The organism is Cupriavidus sp., from assembly GCF_057315035.1.
Map to the genome: position 1 here is coordinate 161,487 of NZ_DBHKYV010000003.1, position 22,755 is coordinate 184,241.

At 63.4% G+C, this 22,755-nt stretch carries 19 protein-coding genes; 13 read left to right on the plus strand and 6 right to left on the minus strand.

All coding sequences use genetic code 11. The features are described from left to right. Nucleotides 1-113: 113 nt before the first annotated feature. The 5 genes from ACO550_RS07230 to ACO550_RS07250 are packed head-to-tail and all read left to right on the plus strand — an operon-like array spanning nt 114 to nt 3,766. Nucleotides 114-878 (plus strand): GntR family transcriptional regulator, encoded by a 765-nt coding sequence (locus ACO550_RS07230; protein ID WP_315591525.1) that lies wholly within the window; start codon nt 114-116, stop codon nt 876-878. 56 nt (nt 879-934) lie between these two features. Continuing rightward, the gene (locus tag ACO550_RS07235) at nt 935-1,702 is read left to right on the plus strand and encodes a transporter substrate-binding domain-containing protein (RefSeq protein ID WP_315591669.1); all 768 of its coding nucleotides are present in this window, start codon (nt 935-937) and stop codon (nt 1,700-1,702) included. A 24-nt stretch (nt 1,703-1,726) separates the two neighbouring features. Continuing rightward, entirely contained in the window at nt 1,727-2,395 is a 669-nt protein-coding gene (locus ACO550_RS07240; protein ID WP_315591524.1) for an ABC transporter permease subunit, read from the plus strand. After that, on the plus strand, nt 2,392-3,048 hold the full coding sequence (locus tag ACO550_RS07245) for an amino acid ABC transporter permease (protein WP_315591523.1): 657 nt from the start codon (nt 2,392-2,394) through the stop codon (nt 3,046-3,048). The genes ACO550_RS07240 and ACO550_RS07245 overlap by 4 nt, the downstream gene beginning before the upstream one ends. Beyond that, nucleotides 3,029-3,766: an ATP-binding cassette domain-containing protein gene (locus ACO550_RS07250; RefSeq protein ID WP_315591522.1), complete on the plus strand. Its 738-nt coding sequence runs from the start codon at nt 3,029-3,031 to the stop codon at nt 3,764-3,766. The genes ACO550_RS07245 and ACO550_RS07250 overlap by 20 nt, the downstream gene beginning before the upstream one ends. 23 nt (nt 3,767-3,789) lie before the next feature. On the opposite strand, the gene ACO550_RS07255 is transcribed toward ACO550_RS07250, so the two are convergent. From ACO550_RS07255 to ACO550_RS07275, 5 genes are all read right to left on the minus strand, one after another. Continuing rightward, nucleotides 3,790-4,776 carry a lysylphosphatidylglycerol synthase domain-containing protein gene (locus ACO550_RS07255; RefSeq protein ID WP_315591668.1) on the minus strand — a complete coding sequence of 329 codons (987 nt, stop codon included), beginning with the start codon at nt 4,774-4,776 and terminating at the stop codon, nt 3,790-3,792. Beyond that, the gene (hpnK, locus tag ACO550_RS07260) at nt 4,773-5,600 is read right to left on the minus strand and encodes a hopanoid biosynthesis-associated protein HpnK (RefSeq protein ID WP_315591521.1); all 828 of its coding nucleotides are present in this window, start codon (nt 5,598-5,600) and stop codon (nt 4,773-4,775) included. Before hpnK ends, ACO550_RS07255 begins: the two co-directional genes overlap by 4 nt. Nucleotides 5,601-5,603: 3 nt before the next feature. Further along, nucleotides 5,604-7,025: a hopanoid biosynthesis associated radical SAM protein HpnJ gene (gene hpnJ, locus ACO550_RS07265; RefSeq protein WP_315591520.1), complete on the minus strand. Its 1,422-nt coding sequence runs from the start codon at nt 7,023-7,025 to the stop codon at nt 5,604-5,606. Beyond that, on the minus strand, nt 7,022-8,203 hold the full coding sequence (hpnI, locus tag ACO550_RS07270; RefSeq protein ID WP_315591519.1) for a bacteriohopanetetrol glucosamine biosynthesis glycosyltransferase HpnI: 1,182 nt from the start codon (nt 8,201-8,203) through the stop codon (nt 7,022-7,024). The genes hpnJ and hpnI overlap by 4 nt, the downstream gene beginning before the upstream one ends. A gap of 241 nt (nt 8,204-8,444) precedes the next feature. Then, entirely contained in the window at nt 8,445-9,065 is a 621-nt protein-coding gene (locus tag ACO550_RS07275) for a response regulator (RefSeq protein ID WP_315591518.1), read from the minus strand. A gap of 66 nt (nt 9,066-9,131) precedes the next feature. Between ACO550_RS07275 and ACO550_RS07280 the strand changes: the two genes are divergently transcribed. After that, nucleotides 9,132-10,751 (plus strand): sensor histidine kinase, encoded by a 1,620-nt coding sequence (locus ACO550_RS07280; RefSeq protein WP_485994491.1) that lies wholly within the window; start codon nt 9,132-9,134, stop codon nt 10,749-10,751. Here ACO550_RS07280 and ACO550_RS07285 read toward each other — a convergent pair. Further along, a complete protein-coding gene (locus tag ACO550_RS07285; RefSeq protein ID WP_315591666.1) occupies nt 10,708-12,186 on the minus strand; it encodes an efflux transporter outer membrane subunit in 1,479 nt (492 codons plus the stop codon). The two genes, ACO550_RS07280 and ACO550_RS07285, sit on opposite strands and share 44 nt — an antisense overlap. 221 nt (nt 12,187-12,407) lie before the next feature. On the opposite strand from ACO550_RS07285, the gene ACO550_RS07290 reads away from it, so the two are divergent. From ACO550_RS07290 to ACO550_RS07320, 7 genes are all read left to right on the plus strand, one after another. After that, entirely contained in the window at nt 12,408-13,622 is a 1,215-nt protein-coding gene (locus ACO550_RS07290) for an efflux RND transporter periplasmic adaptor subunit (RefSeq protein ID WP_315591517.1), read from the plus strand. A 65-nt stretch (nt 13,623-13,687) separates the two neighbouring features. After that, entirely contained in the window at nt 13,688-16,819 is a 3,132-nt protein-coding gene (locus tag ACO550_RS07295; RefSeq protein ID WP_315591516.1) for a CusA/CzcA family heavy metal efflux RND transporter, read from the plus strand. A 94-nt stretch (nt 16,820-16,913) separates the two neighbouring features. After that, nucleotides 16,914-17,870: a LysR substrate-binding domain-containing protein gene (locus ACO550_RS07300; protein ID WP_315591515.1), complete on the plus strand. Its 957-nt coding sequence runs from the start codon at nt 16,914-16,916 to the stop codon at nt 17,868-17,870. Nucleotides 17,871-18,128: 258 nt separating this feature from the next. Then, a complete protein-coding gene (locus ACO550_RS07305) occupies nt 18,129-19,124 on the plus strand; it encodes an N-carbamoyl-D-amino-acid hydrolase (RefSeq protein ID WP_315591514.1) in 996 nt (331 codons plus the stop codon). Then, entirely contained in the window at nt 19,124-20,206 is a 1,083-nt protein-coding gene (locus tag ACO550_RS07310; RefSeq protein ID WP_315591513.1) for a threonine/serine dehydratase, read from the plus strand. Before ACO550_RS07305 ends, ACO550_RS07310 begins: the two co-directional genes overlap by 1 nt. A 79-nt stretch (nt 20,207-20,285) precedes the next feature. Then, nucleotides 20,286-21,272 (plus strand): tripartite tricarboxylate transporter substrate-binding protein, encoded by a 987-nt coding sequence (locus ACO550_RS07315; protein ID WP_315591512.1) that lies wholly within the window; start codon nt 20,286-20,288, stop codon nt 21,270-21,272. A 5-nt stretch (nt 21,273-21,277) separates the two neighbouring features. Next, complete coding sequence (locus ACO550_RS07320; RefSeq protein WP_315591511.1) at nt 21,278-22,723, plus strand: amidohydrolase family protein; 1,446 nt, start codon at nt 21,278-21,280, stop codon at nt 22,721-22,723. The last annotated feature ends 32 nt before the right edge of the window (nt 22,724-22,755 follow it).

A 22,755-nucleotide genomic window follows, 5' to 3' on the forward strand; every position in this document is an offset into this window, starting at 1 on the left:
CCGTGCTGGGGAGTCATGGCGCGCTGCATGCCCGATTTTCGCGCGTCGGGTGCGGCTTTTTGCCGACAAATCTTGCATACAAGCATGGCATACCACTTGCTCAAGTGGTTGCCGTGACCGAAACCACCGACAAATCTCCCGCTGACATTGCCAATCGCATCACCGAGGCGATGCTTGGCCAGAAACTGCTTCCCGGCTCGCGCCTGGGCGAGCAGGAGCTTGCCGCGCTATTTGGCGTGAGCCGCACGCTGGTGCGTGAAGCACTGATGCGCCTGGCCGCACGTGGCATGGTGACCGTCAGTTCGCGGCGCGGCTGGTTCCTGGTGGAACCGAGCGCCGATGACATCCGTGCCGCCTTTGATGCGCGCCGCATCATTGAAACCGGATTGCTGCGCGAAGTCAGTGTGGACCGGCCGCCAAGCGTCCAGGCGATCCATTCGCTCAAGGTTCATATCGCCCGTGAAAAGGCCGCGCTCGATGGCGACGACGCCAGCGTACGCAGCTTCCTGCTGGGCGATTTCCACGTCTGCCTGTGTGCCTCGCTTGGCTATGGCCTGCTCACCGATACGTTGCGTGACCTCACCGCGCGCACCACGCTGGTAGCCAGCCGCAACCAGTCTGCCGCCGATGCCGGACGCTCATGCAGCCAGCATGAAGATATCGTCAACGCGCTGGCCGATGGCGATGGCGCGCTGGCCGCACGCCTGATGGCCGACCACCTGGGCGAAGTCCATACGAGCCTCGATGCCGTGCCGCCCATCGATCCGCTCGCGCACCTGCGCCACGCACTGGCGCCAGTGGACCCGCAACGCGTATCAACCTCCGTTTTCCCGTCCGGGGATCTGTCCCCGAACCCATCCACTCCCTCTCGAAGCTAAGGAAACTCGCGATGTTCCACGTCAACGCCCTCAAGAAGTTTTCCCGTCGTGGCCTGATGGTCGCCATGCTGGCCGGTCTGTGCGTGACGGCCTTGCCGAAGCTGGGCCATGCCGACACGCTTGCGGACGTCACCAAGGCTGGCGTATTGCGCGTGGCCGTGCCGCAGGACTTCCCGCCGTTTGGTTCGGTTGGCGCCGACATGGCACCGCAAGGCCTCGATATCGACGTGGCCGCGCTGGTGGCCAAGAAGATGGGCGTCAAGCTGCAACTGGTGCCGGTGACCAGCACCAACCGCGTGCCGTACCTGCAGACGCGCAAGGTCGACCTGGTGATTTCGAGCATGGGCAAGAACCCCGAGCGCGAGAAAGTGCTCGATTTCTCCGAAGCCTACGCGCCGTTCTTCAACGGCGTGTTTGGTCCAGCCGACCTGCCGGTCAAGAGCGCGGCCGATCTGGCCGGCAAGACCGTGGGTGTTACGCGTGGCGCCGTGGAAGACCTGGAACTGAGCAAGATTGCGCCGGCCAGCGCCACCATCAAGCGCTATGAAGACAACAACGCCACGATCTCGGCGTTCCTGTCCGGTCAGGTGCAACTGATTGCCACGGGCAACGTGGTGGCATCGGCGCTGATCGCCAAGCATCCGCCCAAGGCACCGGAAACCAAGTTCCTGATCAAGAACTCGCCGTGCTTTATCGGCATGAACAAGGGCGAGAAGGCGCTGCAGGACAAGGTCAATGCGATCCTGGCGGAGTCGAAGAAGGACGGTTCGCTGAACTCGCTGTCGATCAAGTGGCTGCTGCGTCCGCTGCCGGCACAACTCTGATACGCGCCGTCACCGGGTTGAAGCATGGCTTACCAGTTCGATTTCCTGTCGGTGCTTGACTACACCGATGTGCTGCTCAAGGGCATTGCCGTCACCGCGCAACTCACGCTTACGGGCGGCGTGCTGGGCGTGGCGGTGGCCGTGGCCGGTGCCTGGGCCAAGACCCAGGGGCCGGCCTGGCTGCGCACCGTGGTCAGCGCCTATGTGGAGCTGATCAGGAACACGCCGTTCCTGATCCAGCTGTTCTTCATCTTCTTCGGGCTACCGAGCCTGGGCGTGCATCTGCCCGAGATGCTGGCGGCGTCGCTGGCCATGGTCATCAACCTGGGCGCATACGGCACCGAGATCGTTCGCGCCGGGCTGGCCGCCACGCCGCGCGGGCAGTTCGAGGCCGGCGCGAGCCTGGCCATGTCGCCGTTCCAGGTATTCCGTCACGTGGTGCTGCGCCCCGCGTTGCAGAAGATCTGGCCGGCGTTGTCCAGCCAGATCGTGATCGTGATGCTGGGGTCGGCGGTCTGCTCGCAGATCGCGGCGCAAGACCTGACCTATGCGGCCAACTTTATCCAGGGGCGCAACTTCCGCGCCTTCGAGGTGTATCTGGTCAGCACCACGATCTACCTGCTACTGGCGCTGGTGTTGCGGCAACTGCTGCGCGGCATCGGGCGGCAGCTTTTTGCACGGAGCGTCCGATGATCGAGTTCTCAACCTGGGACATCGTCCGCAACCTGTTACTGGCTGCGCGCTGGACCGTGCTGCTGTCGCTGGTGGCTTTCGTGGGCGGTGGCATTGTGGGGCTGCTGGTGCTGCTGATGCGCACCAGCAAGCGCCCGATGCTACGCCGCGCAACGTGGGCCTATATCGAGATCTTCCAGGGCACGCCACTGCTGATGCAGTTGTTCCTGGCGTTCTTCGGGCTGGCGCTGTTCGGCATCGAAGTGCCTGCATGGCTCGCCGCCGGACTGGCGCTGACATTGTGGACCGCGGCGTTCCTGGCCGAGATCTGGCGCGGCTGCGTCGAGGCCATTCCACGTGGCCAGTGGGAAGCGTCGGGCAGCCTGGCCATGAACTATGTGCAGCAGATGCGCCACGTGATCCTGCCGCAGGCGTTGCGCATCGCCGTGGCACCCACCGTCGGCTTTGGCGTGCAGGTCGTCAAGGGCACCGCGCTGGCATCGATCATCGGCTTTACCGAGCTGTCCAAGGCGGGGACCATGATCGTCAACGCCACATTCCAACCGTTCACCGTGTATGCCGCCGTGGCGCTGATGTACTTCGCGCTGTGCTGGCCGCTTTCGCAATACAGCAAACTGCTGGAGAGGAAATTCCATGCCGCTCATCGCCATTGACCAGGTCCGCAAGTCGTTCGGCAGCAATCAAGTCCTGAAGGGCGTATCCCTCTCGGTGGAGCCGGGCGAAGTCATTGCCATCATCGGCAAGAGCGGTTCGGGCAAGAGTACGTTGCTACGTTGCATCAACGGGCTGGAGACCATCGACTCCGGTGCGATTACCGTGGCCGGCGCGCACCTGGCCGACAGCGAACTGCAACTGCGCGCGCTGCGGCTGAAAGTGGGCATGATCTTCCAGCAGTTCAACCTGTTTCCGCACCTGAGCGCGGGGCGCAACGTGATGCTGTCGCCAATGGTGGTCAAGGGCGTGCCGGAGTCGCGGGCCCGTGAACTGGCCGAGGAGAATCTGGCACGGGTGGGCTTGTCCGCCAAGTTCGACGCGTATCCGGATCAGCTGTCCGGTGGACAACAGCAGCGTGTGGCCATTGCACGTGCGTTGGCCATGCAGCCGACTGCCTTGCTGTGCGACGAGATTACCTCGGCGCTGGATCCCGAGCTCGTGAACGAAGTGCTGCAGGTGGTGCGCGGCCTGGCTTCCGATGGCATGACCTTGCTGATGGTGACGCACGAAATGCGCTTCGCACGTGAGGTGTGTGACCGCGTGGTCTTCATGCACCAGGGCAAGGTGCATGAGATCGGCGCGCCCGATGAGGTATTCGCCCGGCCGCAGACGCCGGAGTTGCAGCAGTTCCTGGGGATGGTGGAGGCGGTGGCCTGATCTCTGCCGATGCGCACGGCCCGTCAGGCGGATCGCTGATCTGCCGTGCGCCATTCGGCCCATTGCCACGACAGCAACGCTGGCACGCCAAAGCCAATCTCACGTGCCCGCTTGACCAGCGCCAGCGCGAGCGAGGTTGGCGCATCGATGCCGCAGGTCGTTCCCAGCACCACGAGCACCGCTTCCTGCACCCCCAGTCCGGCGGGAATGAAGAACGCCATCTGGCGCGCAGCCAGCGTCAATGCTTCGATGGCCAGTGCCGCACCAAAGCCGACCGGATGCCCAAGCAGCGACAGCCCCCACCAGACTTCCAGTGTCCCCACCACCAGTCCGGCCACCTGCCAGGCCAGCGTGCGCAACAGCATGCGATAGCGCTGGCATAGCGCGCGGATCTGCGCATCCAGACGGACGCCGTCGATCACCGCCGCCATACGGTGCTGGTCGCCCAGCATGCGTTGCGCGAAGGTCTCGATTCGCGTGAACCATGTACCGTGCCGCAACGCATAGGCAAACAATCCGGGTCCCGGAAGCGACAGCAACAAGCCAACCGCGATCAGCCAGCCATGGTCACTGACTCGCGTGGTCGATACCAGCAGCAACACGCCAGCCAGCGCGAACAGATAGTGCGCAAACATCGTCACCATTACCTCAATTACGACGCTGGCCGTGACGGTGGTGTTGTCGGGCACACGGCGCCACGCCAGGCGGATGCCTACGAGTTCGCCGCCGACACCAGCCGTCGGCAGCAGTCGCGTCACGGCCTCGCGTACGGTGGCGACCCATAGCAGGTATCCGGTGCCCGCCTTCCCGGTCGGGTCGGAAGGTGCCAGCAAGGTGCGCCAACCGCGCGCGTCGAGCCACAACGCGGCGAGATGGATCGGCGCGAGCCACAGTAAGGGCCAGCCCGCGCGTTCGAGGATCTGGCCAACTTCGACGAAGCCCTCCATCGCCACGACGATGGTAAGGAGCAGCAGTCCGAGTAGTGCGCCTAGCAAGCCCAGACGCTTCATGGACATGCGGCCTGAAGGTCGATAAAGCTGCCACGTCTTGGCGCGGCCCGTTCCGCCGCGGCACGCACACGCGGCGAGAGCAGCGCTGCAAGCTCATCGGCGTGGCGATAGTCGGGCATCGATGCACCAATGCGTGCGCCCGAGGTCACGGCCGGATGGAGATACAACTCGACGGCACCGTTGGGTAAATGGTCGAGCGCCGCAAGCAAGGCGGCTTCGTCCATCGCGCCGCTGGCCGAGAGGCCGAGCACGAAGTCGTTGTGGGCGATACCTGCGCGATGCAGGCGCCGGCGTAGCAACGCCAGCCATGGTCGCAGGTACAAGGGGCCACCGGCCTCGCGCGGCAGGCGCATGGCGCGTAGTCCGTACTCGCGGCCGATGCGCAGGATCAGGCCGAGCACAGTCGGATGCAGATGAAAATGCTTGTGCGCGTTCACGTGATCCAGTGCCAGTCCGGTCTGCGCGAACGCCTCGAACTGCGCGCGTATCTCTGCCGCCAGTTGCTTGCGGACCCGAGGCTGGAAGAAGAAGCGAAAGCTGTGCCGCACCATGGCCTCGTCGAAGCGGCCATCGATATCGACGAGGTCGGGTATCGCTTCCCATGGCAATGCAGACCAGCCATCGGTCAGTACCAGATGCAGGCCCACGCGCAATCCGGGCAGCCGGTGGGCACGCGCCACGGCATCGGCCGTGGCGGGGGCACTGACCATCAGGCTGGCCGCGTTGAGGATCCCTTCGAGATGTGCCTGCTCCACTGCGGCGTTGACATCGCGATGCAGGCCGAAGTCATCGGCGGTGACGATCAGCAATTGACAGCTGGTCATCGATCAGGCCTCGTGGGAACGCAGGAAGCGGAAAAATTCCACGCCTTCGCGCAGGCGGCGTTTGGTCATGCTCCAGCTACCCATCATCTCCCTGACGATTTCGTAGATCTTGCTCGGCCGGAAGTAAAAGCGCCTGTAGAACGTCTCCACACCGTGATAGATCTCCTCCCGGCTCAGGTGCGGATAGCTGAGGGCGGCCAGTTGCACGCCCTTGTCGTTGACAAGATGAATCACCTTGTTGTCTTCGAGCCAGCCGTTGTCCACGGCCTGCCGGTACAGCGTGGTACCCGGATACGGGGCCGCCAGCGATACCTGGATCGTGTGGGGATTGATTTCCTTGGCGTACGCGATGGTTTTCTCGATGGTCTCGCGGGTCTCGCCGGGCAGGCCCAGGATAAACGTGCCGTGGATCTGGATGCCAAGTTTGCGGCAATCTTCGGTAAAGCGACGCGCAATATCGGTACGCAGGCCTTTCTTGATATTGAGCAGGATCTGGTCGTCGCCCGACTCATAGCCCACCAGCAGCAGGCGCAAGCCGTTCTCCTTCATGATCTTGAGCGTGCTGTATGGCACATTGGCCTTGGCGTTGCAGGACCATGGCAGCCCGATCTTGCCCAGGCCACGCGCGATCTCTTCCACGCGCGGCTTGAAGTCGGTGAACGTATCGTCGTCGAACATGATCTCGCGCACTTCGGGCATGTTCTCCTTGATCCATTTCACCTCGTCGATCACGCTTTGCGCGGAGCGCGTGCGATAGCGATGACCGCCCACGGTTTGCGGCCACAGGCAGAACGTGCAGCGCGACCGGCAGCCCCTGCCGGTATAGATCGACACGTAAGGATGTAGCAGGTAGCCGATAAAGTAGTTCTGGATCTTCAGGTCGCGCTTGTAGATTGGCGCGACGAACGGCAACTCGTCCATCTTCTCGATCATCGGCCGCGCCGGATTGTGCTCGATCGACCCATCGGGCAACCGGTAGCTCAGGCCTGCGATTTCGCCGAGTGGCTTGCCGGCGGCCACATCCTGGCAGGTGTAGTCGAACTCCTCGCGACACGCAAAGTCGACGGCTGCGGTAGCGCCGAGCGTGCCGCCCGGGTCCACCGCAGCCTTGGCGCCAACCATGCCAATCAGCAGGTCGGGCCGGCGTGCCTTCAGTGCTTCGGCAAACCTTGCATCGGTCGGAAAAGATGGCGTGCTTGTATGGATGATCACCAGGTCATAGTCGGCCGCGATATTCAGCGTCTGTTCTACCCCCAGCCCGTCGGCAGGCGCATCCAGTACGCGGCTGTTTGGTACCAGGGCTGCCGGTTGCGCGAGCCATGTTGGATACCAGAACGACTTGATCTCGCGCTTGGCCTGATAGCGCGAGCCCGCACCGCCGTCGAATCCGTCATACGAAGGCGCCTGGAGGAAGAGCGTTTTCATCGGGAGCTATCCTGTGGGTGGGGCGTGGACGAGTACAGCCCATGATTCGGCGCGGGGCGAGCGGCCGCGTGCACGGCAGTGGGTTCGGCGCGTGGCTCATCCGCGGTGGTCATTACGTGGCCGCGCCAGTGCACCTGGCCGCCGGGCAGCGATGCCGACCACTCGAGGAGCAGTAGCGCATCGCGCAGCGGTGCCATCAAGGCATTGCCGATGCCGTTCGCCATCGCGCTGCGCGCCAATGCGCCAGCCATCGCGATAGTGAACACCACCGGAGTCGGCGTGAGCACGCATCCAAGGATCAGCATCGGCCACGTGAACGTGAGGAACATGAAGTAGAAGCCGGGCGCGCTCAGCGAGCGGATCGTGCGCATCCAGCGCAGTTCGTGCCGCCACAACGCACGCAGGCCAGTCTCGATCACGTCGGTTTCCACTACTACGTCGGACAGCACGGTTCTCCATCCGGCCTGGCGTGTGAGCTCGCCGAGCCAGAAGTCGTCGGCCAGACGGTCTGCCAGCGCCGGGAATCCGCCAATGGCATTGAGCGTGTCGCGCCGCAGCGCGATCGTTGCGCCGAACGCAAAGCGTCGAGAGCCGCCAGCATGCGCCACGTGTACCGACGGTGCAAACCAGTCGTTGATGAACGATGCCCCCAACCTTGCCCAGGCACCCTCAACGGGCCGACCGCGATACAGGCACGTAACAACGCCGACGTGCGGGTCGGCGAGCGGGCCAGCCAGTCGTTCCAGATAGTCGGGCGGTACGGCGATGTCGCTGTCGGCGATGACCAGATGATCGTGCCGCGCCGCGCGATAGAGGTTGATCAGGTTGCTGACCTTGGGATTCCTGCCATGCACGCGTGCATCGACGACCAGTGCGATCTCGCGCTCGGGAAACTCCTTGCGCAGGCGCAACACGACGTCGATCGCCGGATCGTCATCGGCGCAAACGCCAAAGACCAACTGATAGTGCGGATGCCGCTGGCGGCAGAGGCCTGCCAGGTTTTCGTAGAGGTGTGGTTCGGCGCCGCAAAGCGGCTTGAGAACGCTAATGGGTGCCAGGTGACGGGGAGGGGCAGCGGGTAGCGTACGTCGCTGACTGACGCACGCTGCCGTGATGGCATAGCACGTGGCAGCCTCCACCAGCAATTGCCCCGCGGTAGCGGTCCAGATGGCACTCATCGCTCGCCCCTCGCATGCGATTACTTACGATCCATGACTTGACTCAGTATTGCTCGATCCACTGTGCCCTACGCGCTTGACGGACGCAATACGGTTGCGTGCGCCACGGATCATTATTGCCGCCAAAAATACGTTCCGCCAGAGCGATCCTGGAAGTTTTTGCGTTGACGCATTTTGCAGACATCAATGCATCAGGCCGCGATTTAATCTGGTCTTAATGATTCCGTGAGAAGACGTCGCATTACGGCTTGATCAGCCCTTCTCTTGCCGCGCGTACCACCGCCTCGACGCGCGTGGCTACTCCGAGCTTCTCGCGCGCATTGTCGATATGGAAGTCAACGGTGCGCTTTGAGAGGCCCAGGATGGTGGCGATCTCGCCGGATGTCTTGCCACGTGCGGACCATGACAGCGCCTCGATCTCGCGTTCGGACAACACAACGTGTGGCAGCGTCCGGTGCAGGATCTTCCCGGCGCGTGCAAGCCGCGCTTCGATGATGCTTTCGAGGATATCGAAATCCACGGGCTTGGTTACATAATCGTCCGCGCCCAGGCGACGCCCCTTGAGTTCGGCATCGCGTTGGGCCAGCGCCGTAAGGAAAACGAAAGGAATATCGGCAAAGCGCGGCGCAAGGGCTCGCAGGCGACCGAGCAGTTCGAAACCGTCCATCACGGGCATGCCGATATCGCACAGCACAAGATCCGGTGGCGCACGCAGGACCGATGCAAAACCATCCTGCCCGTTGTGCATCACTGCAACCTGGTAGCCGCGCTCGGTCAATTCCTCGGCAATCAGTGAGGCGGTTTCGGCGTCATCTTCTATGCACAGAATTTGCCGTGGCGCGTTAAGGAAGAGCGTGGACATCTTTATCTTGTCGGGCCGGTAACCGGCGCACCGCGAAAATTAGTGGGAAATTCGGAAAAATAACCTATGCAAAACATGGTTCGCAAGGTTCGTTGGCAGTTGCTGGACGATACGGCGTCGGCGTCGCTGGCATCGCTCAGGCGATTGCGCGTGCGGCTACCGTTGGTGTTCGTCCTGTTCCTGTTACTGGTGGTTGGTCTGGGTGCCTTCAGTATCAACCGTCTGAGCAGCTTCCACAATGTCTCGGCACAGATCAGCAACCACTGGCTGCTCAGCAATCGCATACTGGGCGACCTGAATAACGACATCTCGGATTTCAGGGCCACCGAGGGCGAGTTGCTGACGGCGCGTGGCGTCAAGGATCGACACCGGATGGAGCAGGAGCTCGAAGCGCTGGATGCGACGATATCCGAAGCCAACGAGCGGTACGGGAAGATCGAGCACGATACCTTTGAGCTCGAGCTTTACGCGCAGTTTGCCGGTCAGTGGCGAGCCTACCGGGAACTGGCCAATCGTGTGATGGAACTGGCGCAGCGCGCCGACAATACCGAAGCAATCGCTCTCTACTATCAGGAGTCGCGGCACGCTTTCAACCTGGCCAATGGCACGCTGACCACGCTGACGGAGCGCAATGTGGCTGGCGCCAACGAAGCGACGATGCGCGAAGCCCAGGCATACCGCGGGGCGCGCGACCTGATCCTGAACGGCATCGTCGTCGCTGCGCTGCTGATGATTGCCGGCATCCTTTACTTTGTCACGGCCGTGACCAATCCGATTGCGGTGCTGGTGGACCGGATGCATCGCATCAGCGACAACGAGACCGAGATCGTCATACCATCGACCGCGCGCCCTGATGAAGTGGGGGAAATCGCACGCGCAGTCCAGCGGTTTCGCGACAACACCGTTGCGTTGGCCCAGAGCCGTACCGCGCTCGCGGCCCAGGCGAAAACGCTGGAAGCGACACTGGCCAATGAACGCCGCATGGCCGAACTGCAGCGCAACTTCATCTCGATGGTGTCGCATGAGTTCCGCACGCCGTTGACCGTGATTGATTGCCACGCCCAGCGTATGAGCCATATGCGGCAGGCACTGTCGGTGGAGCAACTGGGCGAGCGCAGTGCCAGGATTCGCGCCGCGGTCAGGAAGATGACCGACCTGATCGATGACATGCTCGGCGCCTCGCAGACGCTTGATGCCGCCACCCCCGGCGCGCTGCAGAAATCGGATTTCTCTTTGCAGCTCCTGCTGCAGGACGTCTGCGACATGCATCGCGAAAGCGTGGCCGATACGCAAATTGTTGTGCATTGGGCGGCTGACGTGCCGGAGACGTTTCACGGCGATGCGCGACTGCTGTTCCAGGCGTTCAACAATCTGGTTGGCAATGCGATCAAATACTCGCCACCGGGTTCCCTGGTGGCCGTCGACGTGTCGAACGATACTGGCGCGACGCTGATCAGTGTGTCGGATCGCGGTATCGGCATACCCGAATCCGACCTCGGACACGTGTTCGAGCGCTATGTGCGTGGGCGCAACGTATCAGGTACCGCAGGTGCGGGAGTGGGACTCTACATTGTCAGGCTGGCGGCCGAGCTGCATGGTGGTGAGGTATCGGTCAGCAGCGCGGAAGGCACCGGATCCCGGTTCATGGTACGCCTGCCTGGCGTGATGCAAGCGCAGGCGGCGTAGCGCGCCGGGTGTCGGCTGAGGCCGAGCGATTCCACCAGCCACCCCCCAACGCCTGATATAGAGCCACCGTATCTGCGTATCGCGCTGCCTCGGCTTGTGCGACAGCCTGCGTGGTGGTCTGGAATGCCTGTTCCGCATTGAGCACTGCCAGCACATTCACGAAACCTGACGACAGTTGCTTCTGCGTGATGTCCAGTGTGGTCCGCGCGGCTTGCCCGGATGCCTGGGCGGCCTGCAACGTGTCGGCATCATTGCTGATGGCGTGCAGAACATCCGCGACGTTCTGGAATGCATTGACCACGGTGCCGCGGTACTGGGCTTCGGCCTGGTCCAGCGCGGCATCGGCAGCGTGCTTGCGCGCGATCAGCGTGCCGCCGGCAAAGAACGTCTGGGCAACGTTTCCGGCCAGGCTCCAGAAAACGTTCCCGGATGCGAACATCTGGCTGAACACCGTGGCGGCGCCGCCCTGAGCAGCCGAGATCGTGAACTGGGGCAGCATATTGGCAATGGCCACGCCCACCAGGGCCGTGGCCGCGTGCAATTGCGCTTCGGCGGCGCGCACATCGGGTCGCTGCCGCACCAGGTCGGATGGCAGCGATACCGGTAGCGCTTCGGGCAGCGCGAAATCGGTGAACGTGAACGTTTCCTCGAGTGGTTCTGCGGGCAACCTGCCGGCCAACGCCGCAAGCAGATCACGCTGCAGCGCCAGCTGCTTGCGCAGGCCCGGCAGCGCCTGTTCCGCCTGCGCAAGTTGCGTGCGTGCGGCTGCCACGTCGAGGCCGCTCACGTAACCAAGCGAGAACTGCTTCTGCAGGATATCGAGCAATCGCCGCTCCACGGCGACAATGTGCTCTTGCGCATCGATCTGTGCGCGCAGTGACGCTTCCTGGATCGCCGCCAGGCTGATGTTGGACGCCAGTGTCAGGTAGGTAGCCTCGACCTCGAAGCGCTGGGCCTCTTCCAGTGCCTGCAGCGATTCAACCTGGCGCCGGTTCAGCCCGAACACGTCGGGCATGTAGCTGACGGTGAGCTGGGCGGTATGAAGATTGAAGACGGCATCGCCTGACGTCAGTGTCGGTGACAGCGTATTGACCGCATTGCGCTGGCGCGAGGGCGAATAGGAACCCTGCAGCGTGGGGAAGTACGCGCCCTGCTGTGCGCGTACTTCGGCATGTGCCTGTCGCAGGGCGGCCTGGGCAGCGGCGACAGTGGGGCTGGCACGCATGGCTGACGCAATGACCCTGTCAAGCTTGTCGGAGCGTAGCAAGGTCCACCATTGCTCCGGCACGTTCATGCCGGCCACGAAGCGCTGGACATCGCCGCCTTGTACGGGCGCCGCTGCCGTCAGCGCTGGCAGCGGCGCTTGCGAATACCCGCTCGTGTCAGGTGCCGCGGGTGAATGAAAATCTGGCCCGACCGCGCATGCCGAGACCATGCAACATGCCGCAAGCGCAGCTGCGCGCGCGCGTGACGGGGCAATACGGGGAAGTAACCTGCGGCGGACGGTAGACATGGTCCATAAACTCAAAGCCATCGGTGGCGCTGGACGAAGTCTAAGGGTGCGCTACCCGACCGTCACTGTGATTTGTCACAGTAGACCGCATGCGCGCCGGCTCTCATCATGCGGGCCAGCACAAGAAATTCCGGGATTGTTCCATGCGTATCGATGCAAAGTCCGCCATTGTGGGTGGCGGCACCACGGCCGTGGTACTGGTGGGCCTGTTGCTCGCATTCAACGCGTGGACCCAGCCCAGTCCCCTGTACGGACCGGAGCGGGGCTTTTCCGGCAGCAATTCGCCTGCACCGAAGGTGGCGCCGTTGGGCGCCGCCGTGACGTTGAGTACGACCCAGATGGGAACCGTCAAGGTCGTGGCGGTCCAGCAGGCCGATTTTGCCAACCGGCGCGAAGCAGTTGGCAACATCGACTTCAACCAGGATCGCTCGGTCCAGGTTTTCTCGGCTTACCCGGGCAAGGTGCGCAACGTCTACGTCGCTGTGGGAGACGACGTGAAGAAGGGTGCGCCGCTGTATGACATTGACAGTCCCGATCTGGTCCAGGCCGAGTCAACGCTGATTTCCGCCGCCGGTACGCGCAAGCTGACCGCGCGCGCGCTGGAACGTGCGCACCAGCTGTTCGAGATCCAGGGCATTGCGCAAAAGGACCTGGAGCAGGCGGTGTCTGACCAGCAGGCGGCGGAAGCGGCGTACAAGGCCGCGCGGGATGCCGTAACGATCTTTGGCAAGTCAGAAGCCGAAATGGATCGCATCATCTCGCAGCGACATCCGGACTCGGTACTGACAGTCGTCAGTCCGATTGGCGGTCGCGTCACGGCACGCAACGCGCAGTCGGGTTTGCTGGTGCAGCCCGGCAATGGCACCGCACCGGTCACCGTGGCAGACATCTCGACGGTCTGGATGCAGGCCTTCGTGCCCGAGGCCGACACGCCACTGCTGCATGTGGGGCAGTCCGTCAAGGTCAAGGCCATGGCGTGGCCCGGCCGCGAGTTCACCGGCACCATCACCACGCTGGGTGCCAGCATCGACGGGACCACGCATCGCATGCAGGTGCGTTCGGAGGTCAAGGATCCGCAGCATGAACTACGTCCCGGCATGATTACGTCATTCGATATCCGTACCGGGGATCCGTCGCACTCGGCGGCCGTGACAGCCGATGGCATCATGCGTGAAGGAGATGGCACGATGACAGTCTGGGTCACGCACGACCAGCGGCGGTTTGAGCGTCGCGTGGTTACGGTTGGGCTGACGCAGGATGGCTTGGTCCAGGTCCTGAGCGGGCTGGCGCCCGGGGAACTGGTGGCCAGCGAGGGCGCCGTATTTCTCAGTAATGCGGCGGCGCTGGCGGCGCAGTAGCGCCGGCCCCTCGCACTCGCCCTCGCACACGTAATTCCGATTCCAAGACCAATAACGAGGCCATTGTGCTCAGGAATGTCCTACGGCTGTCGCTGACACGGCGGCCGCTGATTCTGCTTTTCCTGCTGGTATTCGCCGGCGCCGGGCTGTTTGCCTACTCGAAGCTCAATATCGAGGCTTATCCGAATCCCGCGCCGGTAATCCTGGAGATCACCGCGCAGGCCCCCGGACTTTCGGCCGAGGAAATGGAGCGGTACTACACGGTACCGATGGAAGTGGGGCTGGCCGCCACGCCCGGTGTCGAGAGCATTCGCTCCACCTCGTTCTATGGTTTGTCGTTCGTGCGGGTGACGTTTCGCTACGGTATCGACTACTACTTTGCCTATACGCAGGCCGCACTGGCGTTGCAGCAGAACGTAAGCTTGCCGAACAATGTCCAGGCGCAGATCCAGTCTTCGAGCCTGGTCGGCGAAATCTATCGCTACCAGCTCAAGGGTCCCGACCATTTCGGGCTTACCAACCTGCGCACGCTGCAGGACTGGGTGCTGCAGCGCCGGCTGAAGACCGTGCCCGGCGTCATGCAGGTGGTGAGCTGGGGTGGGACGACCAAGGAGTATGACGTCGAGGCCGACCTGCACAAGCTCGACGCGTACAACATCTCGCTGTCGCAGATGATTACCGCGCTCGGCAATGCCAACATCAATGTCGGCGGGCGAACCATTAACCTGGGCCAGCAATCCGTCAACATACGCGGCGTGGGCCTGATCGAAAGCACGAAGGATATCGAGCAGGTCGTGCTGACCCAGAACAATGGCGTACCGGTCCAGGTCAAGGACGTAGCCAAGGTCAAGGTTGGCTTTGCGCCACGGCTTGGCAAGTCGGGACGTGACAACGAGGACGACGTGGTGACAGCCGTCGTGGTGATGAACCGGACGTTGCAGACCAATGAGGTGGTGGCTCGCGTCAAGGACGAGATCGCGAAGATCAACAGCGACGGTACGTTGCCCGCAGGTGTCCGCATCGATCCGTACTATGACCGCTCGACGCTGGTGGCGGTGACTACGCATACTGTGCTGCACAGCCTGCTGTTCGGTTGCCTGCTGGTGTTCTTTATCCAGTGGGTATTCCTCGGCGATCTGCGCAGCGCGATCATTGTCAGCGTCAATATCCCGTTTGCATTGTTCTTCAGCATCATGATCCTGGTGATGCTGGGGGAATCCGCCAACCTGCTGTCGGTAGGCGCGGTGGACTTCGGGATCATCGTTGATTCATCGGTGATCCTGGTCGAGAACATCTTCCGGAACTTCCAGTTGCCGCTTGTCGAGCAGCAGCGGCTGTTGCTGAGCCGTGAAGGCCGGGGGCTCGGCAAGGGCTTGCCAGACCGCCTGCGCATGATCTTCATCAGCGCTTTGCAGGTGGACAAGGCCGTGTTCTTCTCGGCGGCGATCACGGTGGCGGCTTTCGTGCCACTGTTCACGATGCAGGGCGTGGAGGGCCAGATCTTCGGCCCGATGGCACGCACCTATGGCTATGCACTGCTGGGTGCGTTGATCGCGACGTTTACCGTGACGCCGGTGCTGTGCTCGTACCTGCTGCCAAAGCATATCGAGGAGAAGGAAACCTGGCTGGTGCGCAAGCTGCACCACCTGTATGCACCGGCCCTGAGATGGTCGCTTGGCAACAAGCGGCTGTCGGTGGCCATTGGCGTTCTGGTCCTGGGTGTTACCGGAGCGTTGATGCCGTTGCTGGGTACCGAATTCCTGCCGGCACTCGAAGAGGGCAACCTCTGGATCCGCGCGACGCTGCCGCCCACCGTATCACTGGAGGCTGGTATCGCGCCCGTGGCACGCATGCGCAAGATCTTGCTGTCGCATCCCGAAGTGGCCACCGTGGTGTCGCAGCATGGCCGACCAGACGATGGCAGCGATGCGGCGGGCTTCTTCAATGCCGAGTTTTTCGTGCCATTGAAGCCATTCGACGAATGGCCGGCGGGCATGACCAAGGACAAGCTTGTTGCGCAGGTGCAGAAGGAGTTCGCGGATGAGTTCACCGGCATCTCGCTGAACTTTTCACAGTACATCCAGGACAACGTGGAAGAGGGATTGTCTGGCGTGAAGGGCGCGAACTCGGTCAAGATCGTCGGCCGCGACCTGCCCACGCTGGAGCGGCTGGCTGACCAGGTGATGCACGAGATGGAGCAGATTCACGGGGTCACGGATCTTGGGGTGTTCCGCGTGCTGGGCCAGCCCAACCTCGACATCAAGGTCAATCGTGAGGCGGCCGCGCGCTACGGGCTCAATACGGGAGACGTAAATGCGGTCGTGCAGGCGGCGCTGGGCGGAGCGCCGGCCACAACCGTGCTGGAAGGCGACCGGCAGTTCGCGCTGACCGTCAGGCTGGCGCCTGAATACCGGGGGAGCATCGACGCGATCCGCAATATCAAGGTCGCGTACCAGGTGGCAGGCGGAAGCAATGCGTATATACCACTGAGCGCGCTGGCCGATGTGTCGCTCGATACCGGGGCGTCATATATCTACCACGAGCGCAACCAGCGCTATATCCCGATCAAGTTCAGCGTGCGCGGCCGTGACCTGGGCAGTACGGTAGCCGAGGCGCAGGCGCGTATTGCCCGTACCATCAAGCTGCCCGAGGGATATCACATTGCCTGGGCTGGCGAGTTCGAGGAACTCGAACAGGCCAAGAAGCGGTTGGCGCTGATCGTGCCGATCAGCATCGTGATGATCATGGTATTGCTGTACGGCCTGTTCAATTCGCTGCGCGATAGCGTGATGGCGCTGGCCGGCATACCGTTTGCCATTGCCGGCGGCGTGTTCGCGTTGTTCGTGACTGGGCTCGATTTCAGTATCTCGGCTGCCATCGGGTTTGTCTCGCTGTTCGGCGTGTCCGTGATGGACGGCATCCTGATGATCACCTACTACAACCAGTTGCGCGAACAAGGCGAGAGGTCCGAGACAGCGATGTCGCAGGCCGCGCAACAGCGGATGCGACCGATGCTGATGACGGCGCTCTCGGCGTGCATCGGCCTGCTGCCGGCGGCAATCTCCACCGGTATCGGCAGCCAGGTGCAACGGCCGCTCGCGACGGTGGTGGTGGGCGGCATGCTGATCGGACCGTTGATGTTGTTGGTGATTGTGCCGGCGCTGCGGCTGGTGTTCATCGGCAAGCGCGAGAGTTAGCGTGGGCAGGTCAAGCCAGTGAGCTAATAGCGCTTGGAGGTGGCGTGGTTCTTGCGTGGGATATCCGCTTTGCTTTGTCTGTCCGCGGCTTCACATGCCTTTTTCTTCCCATTCCCTTGAGCCAGCGCCTTCGCCGGCACGATCGCCAGTCACCGCGCTGAACCTGCGCCAGATTGAGGTATTCCACGCAATCATGGTGTCGGGCTCGCTGAGCGAGGCCGGCCGCATGCTCTGCGTGTCACAGCCGGCCATCAGCCGCGTACTGGCTACCGTCGAAGCCCGGCTGCGCTTTGCGCTGTTCGACCGCGTGCGGGGCCGCCTGCATCCCACGCCGGAAGCGCGCCGCCTGTTCGCCGAAGTGCAGCCGATCCTCGATGGCGTGAGCCGCTTCAATGCGGTGGCGGCAAGCCTGGCCGAACATGGCGAGGGCAAGCTGTCGATCGTGTCCAGCCCGAGCTATAGCGAATGGCTGATGCCGCGTGCGATCCAGCGCTTTCGGCACCGGCATCCTACGGTGCGCGTGCACTATCGGCCTTTGCCGTTCGACGCGTTGTTGCCTTTTGTGGCGCAGGGGCAAGCCGATCTGTGCATCGCGTCGATGGCGCCACCGGCGGGTTCCCAGTTGCGGGCACGCGAGATCGGCGAGGGCAACATCATGTGCGCAGTGCCGCGCGGGCACGCGCTGGCGGAGCGCAATGAACTTACGGTCGATGACCTGCGTGGTTCCACGTTTATCGGCTATGGCAGCGACACGCCTTTCGGGCGCCTGTCGGCACAATTCCTGACTTCGGAGCGCGGCACGCTGGCGCCCGACATCGAGATTCGCTCGACGCCGGAAGCCATGGCGCTGGTACGCGAAGGGGTGGGCGTGGCGCTGATGGAATCGTTCGGCTATACCCCCGACGGGGCTGGCGATATCGTGCTCAAGCCAATTCGTCCGGCCTTGGCACACAAGATCTATCTGATCCATTCGCGCCAGCACGTGATGTCTACGCTGGCCAAGGGCTTTGTCGCCACGCTGACCCACCTGCTGGACCAGCGTCCTGGTTGACTGTGGCGGTTTCGAGACGGCACGGTTGGGAACAGTAGGCCGCCCGCATCAATCTTTGTCTGAAGACCATAACGCGCGGTTATGGGTGTGGCCTGGCAACGCTCCGGCCGCAGCGCCGGAAACGCCGATGGTGCAAGGTCTGGCGGCGTTCGCTCCAAGCTGCGTGGACCGATTTCGGCGTGTGGGGCGCGGGCTTCCGACGCGATGGGTGGCTCTCTACACTGGGCCTGCCTTCAACGCATATTGCCTACATCGCTCATGACCAGACTCATCACCGTCGCGGCCGCCCAACTCGGGCCGATCCAGAAACACGAGGGCCGCGATGTCGCCGTGGGCCGCATGGTGCGGCTGCTGGAGCGTGCGCATCAGCGCGGCGCCCAGGTCGTCGTATTCCCTGAACTCGCGTTGACCACGTTTTTCCCGCGCTGGTACCACGAGGATCTGGCCGAGGCCGATGGCTGGTATGAAAGCGAACTTCCGTCGCCGGCCACGCAGCCGCTGTTCGATGCGATCCGCCGCTACGGTCTTACCGTCTATCTCGGCTATGCCGAGATCGCGTTCGAGCCCGACGAGACTGGCACGGTGCGCAAACGCCGCTTCAACACGTCGGTGGTGATCGCACCCTCGGGCGAGATCGTCCTCAAGTACCGCAAGGTTCATCTGCCCGGCCACGCCGAGTACGCACCCCATCGCAAGGTGCAGCATCTGGAGAAGCGTTACTTCGAGGTCGGCAACCTGGGCTTCCCGGTCACGCGTGCCCCGGTAGGCGAGGTGGACGTGAACCTGGGCATGATGATCTGCAACGATCGCCGCTGGCCCGAATCGTGGCGCGTGCTGGGCTTGCAGCAGGTGGAACTGGTCATGCTTGGCTACAACACGCCGAGCATGAACATGGAGAACCGCGGCTTCGAGGCCCATCATCTGCGCGTATTCCATTCGCAACTGTCGATCCAGTCCGGCTGCTATCAGAACGCAACGTTCGCCGTTGCCGTGGCCAAGGCGGGCACGGAAGACGGTCACGAGATGTTCGGGCACTCGATCATTGTCAACCCACAAGGCGAGATCATGGCGCAGGCCACCACGTGGGACGATGAACTGGTAGTGGCCGATTGCAACCTGGACCTGTGCGAACTGGGCCGTTCCACTGTGTTCAATTTCGGGCTGCATCGCCGCGTGGAAGCCTACGACCGGATCACGTCGCAAACCGCCAGCGTCGCGCCCTCGGTGTGGACGCCTGCTGCGGCGGTACGCTGATGGACGCCGCGATGCAGACCTTCCGTGCCAAGTCGCGCCCGGCCTTGCCCGCGACCATCGAGCATGAAATGCTTGGTGCGATGCGTGTGCCGGTGTTTGCCGACGTTGAACGCGCCGCGCGTGCGCTGGCGCCGCATATTGTCAGGACGCCGCTGCTGCGCAACGCGAAGCTCGATGCACTGGCTGGTGCTCCGGTCTGGCTCAAGCCCGAATGCCTGCAGGTGACAGGCTCGTTCAAGGCGCGCGGCGCGCTCAATGCGCTGCTGGCCATGGACGATGCCACGCGAGAACGTGGCGTGGTTGCCTACTCGACCGGCAACCACGGCCAGGCAATTGCGTGGGCAGCAAAGAGCCTGGGCTTGGCGGCCACCATCGTGATGCCGGTGGACGCGCCGCGCAACAAGGTGGAGCGCGCGCTGGCACAGGGCGCCCGCGTGGTGCACTACGACCGTCGCCATGAAAGCCGCGAATCGATCGGCATGCGGCTGCTCGACGAAACCGGCGGCACGCTGGTGCCGCCCGGCGATCATCCCGATGTGCTGGCCGCACAGGGAACGGTTGCGCTGGAAGCGCTGCACGACCTGCCCGCCGCAGCGCTGGCGAACCTTGGCACGTTTGCGGCGCCGTGCGGTGGCGGCGGCATGATCGCCGGATGCGGCCTGACGATCGATACGCTAAGCCCCGGCACGCGCCTGGTGGCTGCGGAGCCGGCCAGCTTCGACGATACCGTGCGCTCGCTGCAAAGCGGCAGGCGCGAGTCCAATGTGCCGGGCGCGAGTTCGCTGTGCGACGCGTTGCAGGCCGTTACCCCCGCGGAATTGCCGTTTGCGATCAACGGCCGCTACCTTGATGCTGCCTGCGCGGTGTCCGACACCGAAGTCATCGCCGCGATCCGCTTTGCGCTCGAAGAACTGCACCTGCTGGTGGAACCGGGCGGCGCCGTCGCACTGGCCGCGCTGCTGGCCGGACGGATCGATCTGGCCGGCCGCGATGCCGTGCTGGTGCTGTCCGGCGGCAATATCGACCTGCCACTCCTACATACGATGCTGCAGCCCACTGCAGCCGCCCCGCACGGCACCTGAGACAGCCGTGCCCATGCCGGTGCACGGCAGATCGTGCGCCGGATTCTCTGCCACTTGTCGTTTGCAAGGACGGTTCATCATGTCTCTGAAGTCCAATCCATTCCGAATCCTGGGGCGCGTGGCGCTCGGCGCCGCCGCGTTGCTGCTGTCCGCACAGGCGTATGCCGCATGGCCCGAACGGCCGATCACGCTGATTGTGCCTTTCAACGCAGGTACCACACCCGATATCGTGTCGCGCTTGCTGGCCGATGCGGTGGGCCGTGACATCGGTCAGCAGATCGTGGTCATGAACCGCGTCGGCGCCTCGGGCATCATCGGCACGCAGGCCATCATCAACGCACCAGCCGATGGCTATACGATCGGCTTCGCCAACGTGGCTACGCTGGCCATCAACCAGTCGCTTTACAAGAAACTGCCGTACGACGCCGACAAGCAACTGGCGCCGGTGGCACTGACCGGCTTCGTGCAGAACGTGCTGGCGGTGCGCAAGGACCTGGGCGTCCATAACGTGGCCGAACTGGTGGCAAAGGCCAAGCGCGAGCCGGGCAAGCTGGCGGTGGCATCGGGAGGCAACGGCACCACGGGCCACCTGAGCGCCGAGATGTTCAAGTCGATGGCAGGTGTTTCCATCACCCATGTGCCATACAAGGGTGGCCCCGAGGCCGACCTCGCGGTATTGCGCGGCGAAGTCGATCTCGTATTCGAGAACATTACCTCGATTGCGCCGTATCTCAAGAATGGCAGCGTGGTGCCGCTGGCGGTCACCGGCAAGCAGCGCGACAGCCGCCTGCCGCAATTGCCGACCATGGCCGAAAGCGGTCTCAAGGACTACCAGGCCGTGGCGTGGACCGGCTACGTGGCGCCGGCCGGCGTGGATCCGCAGATCCTTGATACGCTGAACCGGGCATTCAACAAGGCCGCCAACTCCGATGCCATCAAGTCACGGCTGACTGACATGGCATACGAGGTCACCACGGGGCCGCGCACTGCACTGTTCGATCTGGCAAGGAAGGAACGCCCGGTCTGGGCCGCCGTGATCCGCTCGTCGGGCGCCACTGTGGACTGACTCAAATGGCGGATTTCGACATACTGCTGCGCGGCGGGACCATTATCGATGGTACGGGTGCGCCGCGCTTCGATGCCGATGTGGGAATCGCGGGGGACAGGATCGCGGCAATCGGCGACCTGTCCGGCGCGCGCGGCCATTGCGAAATCGATGTGCAGGGCCGCATCGTCGCGCCCGGCTTTATCGATGCGCATACCCACGACGACCGCTACCTGATGCAAAGCCCGCTGATGCCGGCCAAGCTCAGCCAGGGCGTGACCACGGTGGTCACCGGCAACTGCGGGATCAGCCTGGCACCTTGGTGCGCGGCCCCCGGCCAGGCCGTGCCACCGCCGCTGGACCTGCTTGGCGACGATGCGGCGGCATTTCGCTACGCCGTGTTTGGCGACTATCTGAATGCGCTCGAACAGGCAGCGCCGGCCGTCAATGCGGCCTGCCTGGTGGGCCATACCACGCTGCGCGTGGCCGTGATGGACCGCCTTGACCGTGCTGCCACCGATGCTGAAATTGCCGCCATGCAGGCGCTGTTGCGCGATGCGATGCGCAGCGGTGCCAGCGGCATGTCCACCGGCGCAGCATATCCCGCCGCCATGGCAGCGCCGACCGACGAGATGGCGCGCGTGGCCGCCGCGCTGCACGGCTTCGGTGGCGTCCATGCGAGCCATATTCGCGACGAGGGCGACCAGATCCGCGAAGCCATCGACGAAGCAGTATCGATTGGGGAAGCCGGCGATGCCGGCGTCGTCGTCTCGCATCACAAGCTGATCGGGCCAAAAAACCATGGCCGTTCGGTGGAAACGCTGGCGCATTTCGCGCAGGTTATGCGGCATCGCTGCGTCGGGCTCGATTGCTATCCGTACCAGGCTGGTTCCACGATCCTGCGCAAGGATCGCCTGGCGGTATCGAGCCGCGTGATCGTGACGCGCTCGCAGCCGCATCCCGAGTACGCGGGCCAGGATCTCGATACGATTGCCGCCGCGATGGGGCGGTCGCCCGAGGACGCCGTCGATGCGCTGCAGCCGGCCGGTGCCATCTATTTCCTGATGGACGAGTCCGACGTCCGCCGTATCCTGGCCTTTCCGCAAACCATGATCGGCTCAGACGGCCTGCCGCATGATCCGGTGCCACATCCACGGCTGTGGGGCACGTTCCCGCGCGTGCTGGGCCACTACAGCCGCGATATCGGGCTGTTTCCGCTGGAAATGGCGGTGCACAAGATGACCGGACTGACCGCACGCCACTTCCATCTGGCGGGCCGTGGCGTACTGGCCGAAGGCAATTTTGCTGATGTGACAGTGTTCGACGCAGCACGCGTCATCGATACGGCAACATTCGAACAGCCAGTGGCGCAGGCGGCGGGCATTGACCACGTGTTCGTCAATGGCGAGATGGCCTGGACCGAAGGCGCCAGTACCGGTGTGCGGGCCGGTACAGTGATCCGGCATCGCTGATGCCTCGCCGATGCGCCATACTTCTGCAACTT

Bases quoted from the DNA above. Each gene is read 5' to 3' on its own strand.
- ACO550_RS07235 (WP_315591669.1), top strand. From the start codon at position 935: ATGGTCGCCATGCTGGCCGGTCTGTGCGTGACGGCCTTGCCGAAGCTG.
- ACO550_RS07240 (WP_315591524.1), top strand. From the start codon at position 1,727: ATGGCTTACCAGTTCGATTTCCTGTCGGTGCTTGACTACACCGATGTG.
- ACO550_RS07245 (WP_315591523.1), top strand. From the start codon at position 2,392: ATGATCGAGTTCTCAACCTGGGACATCGTCCGCAACCTGTTACTGGCT.
- ACO550_RS07250 (WP_315591522.1), top strand. From the start codon at position 3,029: ATGCCGCTCATCGCCATTGACCAGGTCCGCAAGTCGTTCGGCAGCAAT.
- ACO550_RS07255 (WP_315591668.1), bottom strand. From the start codon at position 4,776: ATGAAGCGTCTGGGCTTGCTAGGCGCACTACTCGGACTGCTGCTCCTT.
- hpnK (WP_315591521.1), bottom strand. From the start codon at position 5,600: ATGACCAGCTGTCAATTGCTGATCGTCACCGCCGATGACTTCGGCCTG.
- hpnJ (WP_315591520.1), bottom strand. From the start codon at position 7,025: ATGAAAACGCTCTTCCTCCAGGCGCCTTCGTATGACGGATTCGACGGC.
- hpnI (WP_315591519.1), bottom strand. From the start codon at position 8,203: ATGAGTGCCATCTGGACCGCTACCGCGGGGCAATTGCTGGTGGAGGCT.
- ACO550_RS07275 (WP_315591518.1), bottom strand. From the start codon at position 9,065: ATGTCCACGCTCTTCCTTAACGCGCCACGGCAAATTCTGTGCATAGAA.
- ACO550_RS07280 (WP_485994491.1), top strand. From the start codon at position 9,132: ATGCAAAACATGGTTCGCAAGGTTCGTTGGCAGTTGCTGGACGATACG.
- ACO550_RS07285 (WP_315591666.1), bottom strand. From the start codon at position 12,186: ATGGTCTCGGCATGCGCGGTCGGGCCAGATTTTCATTCACCCGCGGCA.
- ACO550_RS07290 (WP_315591517.1), top strand. From the start codon at position 12,408: ATGCGTATCGATGCAAAGTCCGCCATTGTGGGTGGCGGCACCACGGCC.
- ACO550_RS07300 (WP_315591515.1), top strand. From the start codon at position 16,914: ATGCCTTTTTCTTCCCATTCCCTTGAGCCAGCGCCTTCGCCGGCACGA.
- ACO550_RS07305 (WP_315591514.1), top strand. From the start codon at position 18,129: ATGACCAGACTCATCACCGTCGCGGCCGCCCAACTCGGGCCGATCCAG.
- ACO550_RS07310 (WP_315591513.1), top strand. From the start codon at position 19,124: ATGGACGCCGCGATGCAGACCTTCCGTGCCAAGTCGCGCCCGGCCTTG.
- ACO550_RS07315 (WP_315591512.1), top strand. From the start codon at position 20,286: ATGTCTCTGAAGTCCAATCCATTCCGAATCCTGGGGCGCGTGGCGCTC.
- ACO550_RS07320 (WP_315591511.1), top strand. From the start codon at position 21,278: ATGGCGGATTTCGACATACTGCTGCGCGGCGGGACCATTATCGATGGT.